The sequence below is a fragment of the Campylobacter troglodytis genome (genome assembly GCF_006864425.1).
Taxonomy (GTDB): domain Bacteria; phylum Campylobacterota; class Campylobacteria; order Campylobacterales; family Campylobacteraceae; genus Campylobacter_D; species Campylobacter_D troglodytis.
The window spans coordinates 35,744-49,402 of the sequence record NZ_QHLI01000016.1 but is presented as its reverse complement, the minus strand read 5'-3'; the positions used below and the strand labels follow the sequence as shown (position 1 = coordinate 49,402).

The window sequence follows — 13,659 nt, the reverse complement described above, 5'->3', positions numbered from 1 at the left end:
TTTTTCCAGCCCCACGCCCACGCTTTCCACGAACTCTTTTAGCTCCAAAATAACTCTCACCCTCTTCGATTTCACCGCTGAGATTTTTTCGCACTCTTTTGCGATTAAAAGCCTTATTTGCTGCACTATTCTATTAACACAAGGGCGAGAAACCTTACACAAAACAGCGATTTTGCTTACGCAAATGTCAGCACAAAAACACTCTAAAATCTGCCTAAATTTTCGCTCCGAAATGTAGGGCAAAAATATATACTTGTTTAACATCGATTTTACCAACCTTTCAGCCGTAATTATATCAGCTAAAAGTATCAATCGCCATTCTTTTGTGTAGTCGTTTGGCTCGAAAATGTCGATATGCTAGATGACATTGAGTGCGAGTGTGTGCGGGAAAGTCGTGGGCTTGAAGCCATCCAGCCTAAAGGCAAAAAATTCACGCAAGCTCGTTCATACCCTCTTTGCCAGCACCACTCGCCGCCTGATAGGTCGCCACATCAACGCACTGCAAGCCAAAGGCGTCATCAAGGGGCTTTAAAATATGCACCATTTGTATGGTCGAGCAGTTTGGGTTGGCGATGATGCCCGTCTCGCGCCACTGCGAAATGTCCTTGGGATTTACCTCAGGCATGACAAGGGGGATATTTTCTTGCATACGAAAATGGCTTGTGTTGTCGATGACTAAGGCCTCTGCCTTGATCACAAACGGCACAAATTTGGCTGACACAGAGCCGCCAGCACTGGGCTATATCCACATAGTTTTGAGCAAACACTTGCTCGGTAAGCTCTTGCACCTTGTAGCTTTGCCCCTTAAATTCCACTTCCACGCCCACACTTTTCGCACTTGCAAGGGGTAAAATGCTTGATACAGGAAAGTCAAGCTCATCTAAAACATTTAGAAGTTCCTCGCCCACAGTACCTGTGGCACAGGCGACACTATAAATTTTGACTCAAGATACTTTAATTTGATACAATATCATTTTAAAGTATGGATAATAAAATGAAAAACAAATATATGATTCATTCCCGAATTGTCTCAAAAGAAATTTAAGGAATTTTAAAGTATTTCTGCCTTGATTTAGAGGCGAAAAAATCGCCGAAATTTGCAAAATAACTCGTCCTTGTGTGAATAGAATTTTACGAGAAATTCGCATTTTAATAGCCAAAGAGTGTGAAAAAATTAGCAAAATGAGTGGTTGAAGTTGATGAGAGTTATTTCGGTGCAAAGTGCGTTCGTGGCAAGCGTGGGCGTGGGGCTGAAACGCCCGTGTTTTTACTTCGTGCTATGCACTCGTAACTCTGTGAGAAGGAATGCTAAAATGCAATCGCACGAGTTTATACGCAGATCGTCAAGCATTGCTCTGCGAAAGAGCTATTGCCTATTATAAGGGACTTTGCGGAGCTTAAAGAAAGTGAAATTTACAGCAACAGCTTCAAAGCCTACGGTGCCTTGGTGGATTTTTTGCTTCGTTTTGTCTTGCAACTTTGCAAGAAGGAGCAAAGGCACATTATAGGGTAAAACACTCTAAAAACGAGTTTGCAAAGGGACGAAATCACATAAATGGAATATAGAATTTCTGGGGCTTTGCGAAGTTGACACTTGCTAAATTTAAAGGCTAAGAAAGAAAATTTTGTCCTTCACTTAAAGGAAACGCAATTAAGACGAAAAATTTAGGACAAAATCTTTATCAAAATTTATTAAAGTTGATAAGGGAAAATTCTATTAGAGTATCTTGAGCCTAAGTTTTTATTGTCTTATTATTTGATTTAAATTTTGCGTGAATTTTGGTATTTTTTGTGAATTTTTACAAAATTTATACAAATTCCAAGATAGACTTGTATTTATTTTGTTAAAAATTCACACCCTTTGTGCGAATTTGAGTGCTACTCACCCTCAATGAGTGCGTAAAACTCATCCTCATCAAGGCAAGTAACTCCAAGGCTTTTAGCCTTGTCAAATTTACTCCCTGCCTTTTCTCCATATAACACAAAATGCGTTTTGCTTGACACGCTTGAGCTCACCTTGCCGCCTAGATTTTCAATAAGTTCAGCAAAAAATTCACGAGGCTTTGAGAGTGTGCCTGTGATGACAAATGTTTTGTCATTTAAATTTGTGAAATTTAAATCTTGCTTGGCTGAGTTATGTGAATTTTTGTTTGAAAAATTTACACCTTGCAAACTCGTCTCATTTTCCACACCCCTCTTGCTTTGTGCTATCATCTCGCCTTGCAAACTTGTTTGGCTTTCAAATTCAAGTATTTCGTAGAATTTTTTCACACGCTCATAATTTACGCGCAAAAATTCGCACACTGATTTTGCCATAATCTCGCCAAAATCATCAAGGGCGAGAAAGTCGCTTTGGCTTTTATCTATCCACTCTGTGCCAAAGCTCTTTGCTATCTTTTTGGCTGCTACTTCGCCGATATGCTCGATACCAAGTGCGTTTATGAAGCGGTGTAGCTGGGTTTTGCGAGCATTTTTTATGGAATTTAAGAGCTTGTTGATTTTTTTATCCTTAAAGCCCTCCAAGCCCTCAAAATCAGAGGCTTTTAAAAAGAAGATATCCTCCACACTTCTTATCTTGCCCCTTTCAAACAAAAGCTGCACTATGCTCTCCCCCAAGCCCTCTATATTTAGGCATTTTTTAGAGACAAAATAAATTATAGCCCCAACAACCCTTGCCTCACAGCTTAAATTTTGACATTTTATCAAGGTGCCCTCATCTAAAAGTGGCTCATTGCACACAGGGCAATGCGTAGGACGGGCTATGTCTTTTTCATCCCCCTTTCGTCTTTCTGTGTAAGCCTTTGTGATTTTAGGTATGACATCCCCGCTTCTTATCACGCTAACAGTGTCTCCTGTTTTGACATTTAAACGAGCAATTTCATCAAAATTATGAAGGCTAGCAAAGCGAACCTTGACCCCGTCTATATCCACAGCCTCTAAAACCGCCACAGGTGTAACGACTCCGCTTCGCCCCACTTGCAAATTCACATCCAAAAGGGTGCTAGTTTTTTCAAGGGCTGGGAATTTAAAAGCAGCTTGAAACCGTGGGAATTTCACCGTGTAGCCAAGTTCCTTACACCTTGCTAAGTCATTTAACCGCACCACCATCCCATCCATCATCATCTTTTTTTGCTCTCTTTGTGCCAAAAGCTCTTTATAACAAGCTATCACCTCGTGCAAGCTGCCACAAATCCTTATAAATTCATCCTTTAAAAAGCCAAGACTTCTTATAAAGTCCATTATCTCGCTATGCTTTGTGAATTTCAGCGAATTCTCGCCCACCCCCCAAGGATAAAACATCAAATTTCGCTCTTTGGTAATGCTAGTATCAAGCTGACGCAAGCTCCCACTTGCTGCGTTTCTGGGGTTTGCAAAGGGCGGCTGTCCTTGTTGTATGCGTTTTTCATTGATGACTTCAAAGTCTTTTTTTAAGATGACTATCTCGCCTCTAATTTCTATCTTGCCCTCGTAATCTATACGCTTTGGAATGCTAGCAATTTCTTTTACATTGAGGGTTATATCCTCGCCAACTTCGCCGTCTCCACGGGTAGCACCGCTTACTAACTCGCCTTTATTATAAGTTAAATTTAGGCTCGCTCCGTCAAATTTAGGCTCGACAAAGAAGGTGTCGTTTGTGGTGTTTTCAAAAAGCGTGATATTTTTGTTGTCCGAGTTTGAAAAAAGCGTGGGGGTGCTTGAATTTTCGCTTTTTATTGTAGCTGTGCTTGAATTTTTAAGTGTTGTTTTGGCGTCTGAGTTTTCAAAGGTTGTGCTTTTTTCATTGTTTAGATTATCAAAAAGCGTTTTGTTTGAATTCTCGCTTTTTGTTGTAGCGTTATTTGAGCTTTCAAAAAGCGTATTTGCAGGGCTTAAATCCTCGCATTTTGCCCTTTTTGCCCAAGCATAAAGCTCGTTTTCATCAAAAATGTCCTCCATAGACCACATTTTTGCACCGTGCTTAATCTTGCTAAATTCGCTTTGAATTTGTGGGGCGATTTTTTGAGTAGGCGAATTAGCACTTACTAAACTAGGATTTTGCTGCTCAAATTCGCGTAGCTTTCTAATTAAACCGTCATATTCCTCATCGCTAGCAAGTGGCTCATCGCTTTCATAGTAGGCTCTCATCCATTCATTAGCCCTTGCAACACCCTGTAAATACTCACTCTCACTCATAGCCTAGCTCCCTCATAGCTGAATTCAAGGCAAAGGCTTGTTTGTGCTCATACAAATCGTGCGTGCGGATAATGCTAGCGCCGTTTTCAAAGGCTTTTAAATGCAAATACAAAGACCCTGCAAGGCGGCTTTCAACCTCGCTTTTAAAATAAGCATTTACAACACTTTTTCGGCTAGCCCCCACAAGCAAGGGCTTTTCAAAGCGTAAAAAATGCTCCAAATGCTTGATTAAAAGCATATTATGGTGTGGGGTTTTGCCAAAGCCTATGCCAACATCCAAAATCACATCTTTTAGGCTGAATTTGTCTAAAAGCTCAAGCTTTGAAGCAAAAAATTCATCAATTTCTCCAAGCAAATCCTCATAATGTGGATTATCTTGCATATTTTGCGGCTCATTTTGTATGTGCATTAGGCAGTAGCTGGCATTATAGCTTTTTGCAAGTTTTATTAAAGCCTCATTTTTAAGCCCTGTAATGTCATTGATTAGCTTAAAGCCCCTATTTAAAGCGTAATCAAGGCTTTTTTCATCAAAGCTATCAAGGCTAAATATGGCTTTGTCGTAATAATTATTTTTGTAAATTAACTCCAAAGGCTCTTTTAAACGCTTAAATTCCTCATCGCTTCCACAGTAAAGGCTTCCTGGGCGAGATGATACCGCTCCTATGTCGATAAAATCGGGCTTTAAAGCGAGTAAATTTTCTAAACGCTCTTCAAATTCAGCAAATTTCACGCGACTTCGTGGGTTAAAGCTATCTTCGTTGATATTTACAACCGCCATAAGCTTGGCGCGTTTGGGCTTGGCGAATTTGCATTTTAAAAATTTGGCAAGTTCTTTCAAGCCAAAGTCCTGCTTGCTTTCTTTTTCGGCAAGCCTTTGAATTTGCGAATTTGTAGCCATTAAAAGAGCATTGGAGGGAGGCAAGGTGCCTAAAATGGTATCATTGTGAGTAAGTAGCTCTGCTCCCACGCTTAAAGCATCTTGTTTTAGTATGTTTGCAGCTGGGCTGCTTAAATCTTTAAGCAAGAAAAAATGAATGTTAGCCTTTTCTTGCATTATCTTTTGCCCCATTTTATGTGGCTTTATGTGTTTGCAAAGCTCGTTAAAATCGGTATTTGAGTTGATTTTGTAGATTTTCATTTTTTGCTTTCATATAGATTTAAAAGTAGGGTGGCTAGGATTACACTAGCTTTGCCATTTAGGCGGGCAAGCTCATAAGCCTTGTAGAAAAACTCTAAATCCCTTTCGTTTAAAGCGTGTGTTTTAGAGCTTTGCAAAGCAAAGTTTGCTATCATTTCTTGCAAGGTAATTTTATCAAGCGTCTCATTTTCTTGTAAAAACTCAAGCATTTTTTTATAATCAAGCCCCACTAAATCAATAGCCAAAGGGCTTCTTGTCTTTTTTTTGTTTAAAATCTCACAAATAAATCGAGAACGAACCGTTGGCAAAAGTAAATTTTTAGACGGACAAACTATTAAAAATTTCACATTTTTAGGAGGTTCCTCAAAGAGCTTTAACAAGAAATTTTGAGCCTCGACCCGAAAGGCATTTGCCATTATTATGATGATCTTCTCGCTTTGTTCGGCTATGTAGCTTTCCTTTCCAACAGCCCTTGCATCATCCATCAAAAAATCAACAGCTGGATTTTTGGGTATGAAGCGAAGATTATTCTTGCCAAAGTCCTTGATCATTTGCTCCTTAATGCTTTCAAAATCGCCGGTGATTAAAATTTTGCTTGTAAAACTCACGGTTTCTTCCTTTAAATTCAACAAATTCACGGTTTAAAACTTAAAAATTCAAGCCCTAGCTCAGCTAAGCTACAAAGATAGCTAAGTAAAATTTACCTTGGTAAAAATCTTTTTTCTCAAATTCACAGCTTCAAAAAATAAAGTCTAAAAAGCCTTCGTCTTATTTTGTCATTTTTGAAAACATTAAATAACAAATGATCAAGGACTTTGGCAAGAATAATCTTCCCCAAAAATCCAGCTCTTTTGCAAAAAAGCTTAAACTCTCGCATTTTGTGTGCTTATTTTGTGGCATTTACTTGCTAGAATGCCCAGCTTCTTTTCCCAAAATGGCAAATAATATTTATCTAAGCTTCATCATTTTTAGCAAAGAAGCTATTTAAAACTCGTTCTTAGATAAATTTCACCACCTCATCAAAGTCAAAGCGAGATTTTTCTGGTATCTCAGCACTTAGACCATATCCTAGTGCTACTACTATGGTGGATACTTCTTTGCTTAAATCTAGCCTTAAATACTCATTTAGCCTTTTTTCATCAAAGCCTCCTATGATGCAAGAGTTTATGTCTAAAAGCGTAGCAGCTAGGGCTAGATTAGCAAGGGCTATGAAGGCTTGTTCTCTAGCATAAAATCTTGTTTTTTCCTCGCTCATAGAATGGATAAGTTTGCCGTAATTATTTATACGCTTTTCTTTTTGCTCCTCGCTCATACCCTTGCGAGATCTGATCTTGTTGGCAAAATAATCCTTAAAATCAAGCCTAGAAGTGATGATAACAAGAGCGGCAGCTGATTTTACCTGTGCTTGTTCATTGCAAATGCTTCCTAGCTGTGCTATTTTATCTTTATCCTTTGTAGCATAAAATTTCCAAGGCTCAAGCCCAAGCGAGCTAGGGCTAAGCCTTGCAGCCTCTAGGATCTGATGAAGATCTCTATCTTTAATTTTGCGTGCAGAAAATTCACGGCAAGAATAACGTTTTTGAAAAAGTTCTAGCATTTTAACTCCTTTTAAAGATTATATTAAAAATTCACAAATTTAGTTTTAAAATTAAAGCCTTTTTGATGTGAGCTTTGCTATAAAAGGTTTAAAATGAAAGATTTTATAAGATCAAAATGCACACTAGGCTTGAATTTAGCAAAGCATTCATAAAATTTAAAGCAAAAGTCAGAGCATTGTAAAAACTCAAGCATTCTTAAAACTCAATCATTCTTAAAATTCAAGCGAAGATCGCAAAAATTCAGCCACAGAGCTTGAATTTAAGCTAAAAATTTATCAAAGCTACAAAGATACCTTAGAAAACAAAACAGCATCCAAGCTCTTATCAAAAAGCTTATAAAGGGTGATTAGCTTTTCATCTAGGTTTGCATCCTTTGAGTCTAAAAAAAAACTATTTTGTAGCTGCTCATCAAAGAGCCAAAGTAGGCTTTCATCGCGGCTTCTGGCTATTTCGTAATTTTTGCTATTTTTTTCTCCTACATAAAAATACACAAAGCCATTTGGAAAGGCAGTTTCAAGCAGATCGTTTAATAAGCTTATGTCCTCGCTATTTTTGATTCTATGCGCATAGAAATTATCAAGCGAAAAGATGGGGACAAAGGGACGGTAGGATTTTGCGTTAATCTTTTGCAAAAAATACCTCTCATACCAAGCTCTTTTCTCATCGCAAATTAAAACAAAGCTCTTGCCCTCAAGCATTAGGCTAAATTTAGCCGACATAAGCGGTGCAAATTCAAGCCTTCTTGCTTCTAGCCAGGACATAAAGACCCCACCGCTTCGTATGGTTTCAAGTAAAAATCTTAAATAATCCATTACTGATCCAGCCTATAAGCCTCGTGCAAGGCTCTAACGGCAAGCTCGGCGTATTTTTCTTGCACTATCATTGAGATCTTAATCTCGCTAGTGCTTATCATACCTATGTTTATGCCCTCTTTGGCAAGGGTTTTAAAGGCTTTTGAGGCTACACCTGAGTGGCTTTTCATACCCACCCCCACTATGCTAACCTTTGCTATCTCTTTATCGCTTTCTATGATGATGTCTTTTAGCACCTTTTTCATAGTATCTTTTGCTAGATCAAGTTCATTTTCAGGCACAGTAAAGCCTAAATTTGTAGCCCCATCAATGCCTACATTTTGAATGATCATATCTACATTTATGTTTTGATCTGCAAGGGCTGAAAAGATTTCAGCTGCTATTCCTGGCTCATCTTTGATCTGTCTTAGGGTGATTCTAGCTTGGTTTTTATCAAGTGCTATGCCACTAACTAATGCTTGTTCCATCGCTTCTTCCTTTGTAATGAGTGTTCCTTGATTTTTATTAAAGCTGCTGCGGGTTATAATTTGCACATTTAATTTCTTTGCAAGTTCAACAGAGCGGTTTTGAAGCACCTTTGCACCAAGGCTAGCAAGTTCTAACATCTCATCATAAGAGATCTTATCAAGCTTTTTTGCCCTTGGTTCTATGCGAGGATCTGTGGTATAAACCCCATCCACATCTGTATAAATTTCACAAAGATCAGCACTCAAAGCACCTGCAAGGGCAACAGCACTTAGATCACTTCCCCCTCGCCCTAAGGTAGTAACAACTCCTTGCCTATCCACACCCTGAAAGCCAGCCACTACGACAATGACATCCTTTTTAAGCTCCTCTTTGATAGCTTGTGCGTTAATTTCTTCTATCCTAGCCTTTGTAAATATACTATCTGTTAGTATGCCAGCCTTGCGTCCTGAAAAGGCAAGAGCCTTGTAGCCCTTTGCGTTAAGGGCTATGGATAAAAGGGCTGAGGTGATTCTTTCTCCGCTAGATAAAAGTAGATCCATATCCTGAGCGTTTGGGCTTTTGCTGAAATACTCCGCTTGTTCTATGAGAGAATTTGTTACCCCACTCATAGCAGATACCACCACTACTAGATCATGCCCAGCCCACTTGGCTTCAACCACCCTTTTTGCAACCTCTTCTATCCTTTCTAAGTTGCCAACGCTTGTGCCTCCATACTTTTGAACTATGAGCATTAGAGGTATCCTTGGTTTTGAAAATACTGAATAGCCCTTACATAAATGGGTCTTTTAAAATGAGTGATTAGATCAAATAATTTCTTCATACTGACAAACTGATAGGAACTAAACTCAGGATGCTTTGTGTCTATGTTTATCTTTGCACCTGATTTTAGGCGAACTAGAAAATACTTTTGACTTTGTCCGTCAAAATTGTATCTTTTTTTCAAGGCTGTTGTTTGAGGAAAATCATAATTTATCCACTCAGGATGGGTGGCTATGATCTCAACCTTGTTTGTGCCAATTTCTTCTTTTAACTCTCTAAATAAGGCCTTTTTGGCATCCTCGCCCTCATCAATGCCACCTTGTGGAAACTGCCAAATATTATCCATATCGTTTCTTTTTGCTAAAAGCACCTTGCACTCAAGAGGATATTTTGGTGAAAGCACGATAGCAGCGACATTTGGGCGGTATTTTTTTTCTTTCTCCACTAGCTTATCCTTCTTAAATTTAAAAGGGTATTTTAGCCAAATTTCTTTTACAAAGCCTTACAAATTTAAGTATAATGATGAAATTTTTACCCCCAAAGGCATTTAAAGAAGTTGTTTTTGTCATAAAGCCTTGCTAAGAAGTTTAAAAGTCTATGTGCCTTAAATGAGGCTCTTTAATAGCTTTTCATATCCTTGTGTATATAAAAGTGGATATTATTGTATATTTAGGAAAATTAATATTTACAAACAAAGCTTTAGCAAGGCATATGAATTTAGCCTCAAATTTAAGTTTTTATAAAAATATAGTTTTTTTGTAGATTTAAATCTTGCATTTTTTAATTGAGCCATTTTGTTTAATGAGGAATAAAATTTTTAAACTGTGAATTTAAAATAAGTCCCTAAATTTAAAAGCTTTAAATTTTTTAAAATTCAAGCCTTTTGAATTTTAAATTCACAAAAGCCTAATTTTGCTTTTTTATGCTTTTGTGAATTTAAAATTCAAGCTATCAAGGATAAACTATGCACTTATATTTGCATGTGCCTTTTTGTTTTAGCAAGTGTTCTTACTGTGCCTTTACCTCCTTAAAAGCTAATGATAGTTTGCAAGAGGCATATTTTAAAGCCTTACTTGAAGATATGAGCTTTCATTTTGACAAATTAGAGCTTAAAGGCATAAAAAGCCTTTTTATAGGAGGTGGCACGCCTAGTGTGGTGAATTTTAAGCTTTATGAGCCGCTTTTTAAATTTTTAAGCACCTATTTGGATGATAACTGTGAATGTTCTATAGAGGCAAATCCGCATTCAAGTAACTTAGAATGGCTTGAACATATGAAAGCCTTTGGCATAAACCGCCTTTCCTTTGGAGCTCAAAGCTTTGATGAAAAAAAGCTTGGCTTTTTAGGACGAGCCCATAGTCAAAAAGATATCTTTAAAAGCCTTGAAAATGCCACAAAGGCTGGCTTTTCTAAGATAAATATAGATCTTATTTATGATACCAAGCTTGATAGTAAAAAAATGCTTGAATTTGAGCTTGAAAATGTAGCCATCTTAACTAAAATGGGGCTTAGTCATCTTAGTGCTTATCATTTGACCCTTGAAAAAAACACAGCCTTTTGGGGGCATTTAAATTACAAAAAAAATGCGCCAAATTTAATGCGTTTTTTCATAAGGGGCATTGAAAATTTAGGCTTTTTTCAGTATGAGCTGAGTAATTTTACCAAAAACGAGCCTTGCAAGCATAATCTTGCCTACTGGCAAGGGCGAAACTACCTTGGTTGCGGGCTTAGTGCGGTTAGTTTTTATGATAAAAGCCGTTTTTATACACACAAGGATCTTAAAAGCTATATAAAAGAGCCTCATTTTAGGCACATTGAAAGTCTGAGTGAGGAGGATTTGCTTTTAGAGCATTTATTTTTGGGGCTTCGTAGCGTTGTTGGCATTGAGGAGGAAAGATTAAATGAAGGACAAAGACAAAGGGCTTTTTTGCTTGTTAAAAGCGGTAAGCTTCGCTATGATACCCATTTAAAAGGCTTTTTTAAAAATGAGCTTAAAGATATTAGCAAAAACGAGTTTGCTACTAAACTTAAGGCTAATTTTCATTTAAAAAATTCTCAAAAACCTCGTTTTTTTAGCACGAATTTCTTGCTTGCTGATGAGCTTACTTTATTTTTGGCAAGTTAAAAGCTTTTTTAATCAAATTTGTGTAAAATTAGGATTTAAATGGCTCTTTTATCTAGCGTGTAAAGTGCAAGCCTATCTTTTGCTAAAACAACAGCACAAAGAGCCTTTGAATTTAAGGATAAAATATGAGTATGGGCGAGTTAATCGTCATTTTAATTGTCGCTATTTTGGTGCTAGGACCTGAGAAATTACCAGGCTTTATAGTGCAAATTGCTAAGATCTTTAAGGCACTTAAAAAGCAAGTTGATGAGGCAAAGGAGGGCATAGAAAAAGAGCTTAGAATTAGTGAGCTTAAAGAAGAGGCTGATAAATACAAAAACGAATTTAGCCAGCATAATGAAAATCTTAGAAAAAAGCTTAGTTTTGAGGAATTTGACGAGCTTAAAAACTCTGTTAATGAGGAACTAGCTAGCATAAAAGAAACTATGAGTTTTAATGCAAGCGAAAAAAGTTTCAAAGAAGAAACTAGCAATTTAAAATTCAAAGAAGAAACAAAGCCCTTAAATTCAAAGAGCGAAATTAAAACGACACAAGAGCCCTTAAATTTACAGTCAAATGAAATAGCAAATTCACAGACAAAAACCACAGACAATAACTTAAATTCAAATCAAGCTACAAGCCGAACTAAGGCAGAAAAAACAAATGTTTGAAGAGCTAAGACCGCATTTAGTTGAGTTAAGAAAAAGGCTTTTTATAAGCGTTCTTTGCGTGATAGTGCTTTTTTTTGTCTCTCTTTTTTTTAGCGAGCATATCTTAGATCTTTTAACCTCTCCTTTGAAGGAAGCTCTTCCTGAGTTTTCAAAAAAAGTTACCTTTGTCGAGCTTACAGAGCCTTTGTTTACCACTATGAAGGTGAGTTTTTTTGCCGGTTTTATTTTGGCCTTGCCTGTGATCTTTTGGCAGTTTTGGAAATTTGTAGCACCTGGCCTTTATGAGCATGAAAAAAGGCTTGTTTTGCCCTTTGTTTTCTTTGCTACTGTTATGTTCTTGCTTGGGGCTAGTTTTTGCTATTTCATAGTTGTGCCTATGGCTTTTAATTTTCTTATAAATTTTGGAGCAAACATACAGGATCTAAACCCTCTAATAAGCCTTGGGCTTTATGTTGGCTTTTTTATCAAGCTTATGATAGCCTTTGGACTTGCTTTTGAGCTACCTGTGCTTACTTATTTTCTAGCAAAATTAAATCTCATAGATGATGCTTTTTTACAAAGACACTTTCGTGTAGCTATCTTGCTAATTTTTATCTTTGCTGCCTTGATGACGCCACCTGATGTAATCTCTCAGTTTTTAATGGCCATCCCTCTTTGCTTATTATATTTACTTTCCATAATGATAGCTAAGAAAATCAATCCAGCAAAGCCTAAGAACACTGATGTTTGATGAGGATCTAAGGCTTTTAAGCTATGATTATGCCTTGCCTAAATCTTGCATAGCCTTAAGGCCTACAAAGCCAAAAGAAAGGGCGAAGCTGCTTGTTTTTGAGCGAAAGATAAATAAAATCACCCACACTGAATTTGGCAATTTATGTGAATTTTTACCACCTTGTGCTGTGGTTTTTAATGATACCAAGGTTATTAAGGCTAGAATTTATGGGGTTAAAAGTGGGGGTGCTAGGTGCGAGCTTTTATTTCACAAGGCTTTAAGTGAGTTTAGCTTTTTGGTGCAAATTAAAGGACGAGTGAAAGAGGGCGAAATTTTGTGCTTTCAAAATGGAGTAAGTGCTAAAATTTTCAGCATAAATGAGGATGGCACAAGGGAGGTTTGCTTTTTTGCAGACAAAAAGGGTGAATTTTTTAGCCAAAACTTGACAAAAAGCGAGTTTGAATGCGAAAAAGATGTGAGTTTGGCAAAAAATTCAGCAATATTCAATGAAAATTCCCTAAATTTACCCAAAAATTCAAGGCTTTTAAACGATAAAGAGCTTTTATTTATGCTTGAAAAAATAGGACACATTCCCCTTCCTCCTTACATAAAAAGAGCAGATACAAAATCTGACAGTAAGGACTATCAAAGCATATTTGCTAAAAATCTTGGTGCCATAGCAGCTCCTACTGCTAGTTTGCACTTTTCAAAGGCCTTGTTAAAAAAACTTACAAGGACACATAAAATTTACACCCTCACCCTTCACATAGGAGCTGGCACCTTTAAGGGTGTGGAAGTAGATGATCTAAGGCTTCACAAGATGCATAGCGAGGATTATTTTATAAATGATGAGCTTGCAAGGGTGATTGATAGCAAAGAGCCTCTTTTAGCAGTAGGTACAACAGTAGCTCGCTGCATAGAAAATTATGCTAGAACCCATCTGCAAAATTCACAGTGCGAACTTTTTTTACACCCTAAAAATCCACCACTTCGTCAAAATTATCTCTTAACAAATTTTCATCTTCCAAGATCCACACTCATAATGCTTGTAGCAAGCTTTATAGGCAGAAAAAAGACCTTAGAGCTTTATGAGATAGCTATAAAAAAAGGCTATAGCTTTTATTCTTATGGGGATGCTATGCTTATAATTTAGCGTTGTTAAATTGAGCCTTAGTTTTTATCTTTTGAATTTTATCTTGACAGTTTAAGTTAGATTTTGTGAGT

At 37.2% G+C, this 13,659-nt stretch carries 10 protein-coding genes and 4 pseudogenes; 5 read left to right on the top strand and 9 right to left on the bottom strand.

Annotation, left to right across the window (positions count from 1 at the left end):
• Both DMC01_RS04975 and DMC01_RS04970 read right to left on the bottom strand, forming a co-directional pair.
• A pseudogene (locus DMC01_RS04975) lies at nucleotides 1-276 on the bottom strand (IS1595 family transposase); the annotation flags it as partial.
• Between the two features lie 84 nt (nucleotides 277-360).
• Nucleotides 361-938 (bottom strand): annotated as a pseudogene (locus tag DMC01_RS04970) (aspartate-semialdehyde dehydrogenase); the annotation flags it as partial.
• 44 nt (nucleotides 939-982) lie between these two features.
• On the opposite strand from DMC01_RS04970, the pseudogene DMC01_RS04965 reads away from it, so the two are divergent.
• Nucleotides 983-1,731: pseudogene (locus DMC01_RS04965) on the top strand (IS1595 family transposase).
• Between the two features lie 147 nt (nucleotides 1,732-1,878).
• Here the strand turns inward: DMC01_RS04965 and ligA are convergent.
• The 7 genes from ligA to DMC01_RS04930 form a co-directional block, all read right to left on the bottom strand.
• Nucleotides 1,879-4,173: an NAD-dependent DNA ligase LigA gene (gene ligA / locus DMC01_RS04960; protein ID WP_427846093.1), complete on the bottom strand. Its 2,295-nt coding sequence runs from the start codon at nucleotides 4,171-4,173 to the stop codon at nucleotides 1,879-1,881.
• Entirely contained in the window at nucleotides 4,166-5,311 is a 1,146-nt protein-coding gene (gene folP / locus DMC01_RS04955; RefSeq protein WP_142693180.1) for a dihydropteroate synthase, read from the bottom strand. Before folP ends, ligA begins: the two co-directional genes overlap by 8 nt.
• Nucleotides 5,308-5,862 (bottom strand): DNA polymerase III subunit delta', encoded by a 555-nt coding sequence (locus DMC01_RS04950; protein WP_246059023.1) that lies wholly within the window; start codon nucleotides 5,860-5,862, stop codon nucleotides 5,308-5,310. Before DMC01_RS04950 ends, folP begins: the two co-directional genes overlap by 4 nt.
• 446 nt (nucleotides 5,863-6,308) lie before the next feature.
• Nucleotides 6,309-6,908, bottom strand: coding sequence for a nitroreductase family protein (locus tag DMC01_RS04945; RefSeq protein ID WP_142693178.1), 600 nt, complete (start codon nucleotides 6,906-6,908; stop codon nucleotides 6,309-6,311).
• Nucleotides 6,909-7,190: 282 nt separating this feature from the next.
• Nucleotides 7,191-7,721, bottom strand: a complete 531-nt coding sequence (locus tag DMC01_RS04940) for a HobA family DNA replication regulator (RefSeq protein ID WP_142693177.1) — start codon at nucleotides 7,719-7,721, stop codon at nucleotides 7,191-7,193.
• A complete protein-coding gene (locus DMC01_RS04935; RefSeq protein ID WP_142693176.1) occupies nucleotides 7,721-8,920 on the bottom strand; it encodes an aspartate kinase in 1,200 nt (399 codons plus the stop codon). Before DMC01_RS04935 ends, DMC01_RS04940 begins: the two co-directional genes overlap by 1 nt.
• A complete protein-coding gene (locus DMC01_RS04930; RefSeq protein WP_142693175.1) occupies nucleotides 8,920-9,393 on the bottom strand; it encodes an RNA pyrophosphohydrolase in 474 nt (157 codons plus the stop codon). Before DMC01_RS04930 ends, DMC01_RS04935 begins: the two co-directional genes overlap by 1 nt.
• Before the next feature lie 519 nt (nucleotides 9,394-9,912).
• Between DMC01_RS04930 and hemW the strand changes: the two genes are divergently transcribed.
• The 4 genes and pseudogenes from hemW to DMC01_RS04910 all read left to right on the top strand — a co-directional run bounded on the left by hemW (nucleotide 9,913) and on the right by DMC01_RS04910 (nucleotide 13,588).
• Entirely contained in the window at nucleotides 9,913-11,073 is a 1,161-nt protein-coding gene (gene hemW, locus DMC01_RS04925; RefSeq protein WP_142693174.1) for a radical SAM family heme chaperone HemW, read from the top strand.
• A gap of 125 nt (nucleotides 11,074-11,198) precedes the next feature.
• A pseudogene (gene tatB / locus DMC01_RS14895) lies at nucleotides 11,199-11,460 on the top strand (Sec-independent protein translocase protein TatB); the annotation flags it as partial.
• Between the two features lie 255 nt (nucleotides 11,461-11,715).
• Nucleotides 11,716-12,453: a twin-arginine translocase subunit TatC gene (tatC, locus tag DMC01_RS04915; RefSeq protein WP_142693172.1), complete on the top strand. Its 738-nt coding sequence runs from the start codon at nucleotides 11,716-11,718 to the stop codon at nucleotides 12,451-12,453.
• Nucleotides 12,446-13,588, top strand: coding sequence for an S-adenosylmethionine:tRNA ribosyltransferase-isomerase (locus DMC01_RS04910; RefSeq protein ID WP_142693171.1), 1,143 nt, complete (start codon nucleotides 12,446-12,448; stop codon nucleotides 13,586-13,588). The genes tatC and DMC01_RS04910 overlap by 8 nt, the downstream gene beginning before the upstream one ends.
• Nucleotides 13,589-13,659 lie beyond the last annotated feature (71 nt).

What these genes read in the sequence shown, in the direction of transcription:
- DMC01_RS04945 (WP_142693178.1), bottom strand. Translation starts at nt 6,908, where the DNA reads ATGCTAGAACTTTTTCAAAAACGTTATTCTTGCCGTGAATTTTCTGCA.
- DMC01_RS04950 (WP_246059023.1), bottom strand. Translation starts at nt 5,862, where the DNA reads ATGATCAAGGACTTTGGCAAGAATAATCTTCGCTTCATACCCAAAAAT.
- folP (WP_142693180.1), bottom strand. Translation starts at nt 5,311, where the DNA reads ATGAAAATCTACAAAATCAACTCAAATACCGATTTTAACGAGCTTTGC.
- DMC01_RS04940 (WP_142693177.1), bottom strand. Translation starts at nt 7,721, where the DNA reads ATGGATTATTTAAGATTTTTACTTGAAACCATACGAAGCGGTGGGGTC.
- DMC01_RS04910 (WP_142693171.1), top strand. Translation starts at nt 12,446, where the DNA reads ATGTTTGATGAGGATCTAAGGCTTTTAAGCTATGATTATGCCTTGCCT.
- tatC (WP_142693172.1), top strand. Translation starts at nt 11,716, where the DNA reads ATGTTTGAAGAGCTAAGACCGCATTTAGTTGAGTTAAGAAAAAGGCTT.
- ligA (WP_427846093.1), bottom strand. Translation starts at nt 4,173, where the DNA reads ATGAGTGAGAGTGAGTATTTACAGGGTGTTGCAAGGGCTAATGAATGG.
- DMC01_RS04935 (WP_142693176.1), bottom strand. Translation starts at nt 8,920, where the DNA reads ATGCTCATAGTTCAAAAGTATGGAGGCACAAGCGTTGGCAACTTAGAA.
- hemW (WP_142693174.1), top strand. Translation starts at nt 9,913, where the DNA reads ATGCACTTATATTTGCATGTGCCTTTTTGTTTTAGCAAGTGTTCTTAC.